Origin of the sequence: Aeromonas sp. PrichA-15 (genome assembly GCF_017939245.1) — a bacterium.
GTDB lineage: Bacteria > Pseudomonadota > Gammaproteobacteria > Enterobacterales > Aeromonadaceae > Aeromonas > Aeromonas caviae.
In genome coordinates this window covers 1-415 of sequence record NZ_JAGKRH010000391.1, presented here as the reverse complement: position 1 = coordinate 415, position 415 = coordinate 1, and the positions used below count along the sequence as shown (strand labels likewise).

Annotated in this window: 1 pseudogene; it reads right to left on the bottom strand. The window is 47.7% G+C overall.

Annotation, left to right across the window (positions count from 1 at the left end):
• Nucleotides 1-190: pseudogene (gene tnpA, locus J9889_RS23890) on the bottom strand (IS200/IS605-like element ISAs26 family transposase); the annotation flags it as partial.
• Nucleotides 191-415 lie beyond the last annotated feature (225 nt).

Genomic DNA, 415 nt, shown 5'->3' with positions numbered 1-415 from the left:
CATGATCAGCCTCTCCGTCACACTCTTTCAGTTCCGCACCAAAATCTCTGCAAACCTCTGCCGCACACTGACCGAAGGAAGCGTGATGCAGATCCCCCAATATCGGCTTTCGATACTTGGTGATAAACACCAAATGTACGTGCAAAACGTAGGCCGCATGGCGTGATTTATTAATTTTAGTGAATTGCATTCTGTCACTCAATCGGGCATTAATAGATATGGCAATAATGCTGCACACTGAGCGCTAAATGCAAATTCTGAAAGCCTACAAATTCGGTTCTTCGCGGGATCTTGGGGAAGTGGAAGTTGACAGACAGGGTGCTGGTAAACTGGCTGTCTCCAAACACACCACCACCATCACCCTGCTGTCGCCGTGCATCATATTGATATTGCCTCCTTCTGGCCAGGTTATACC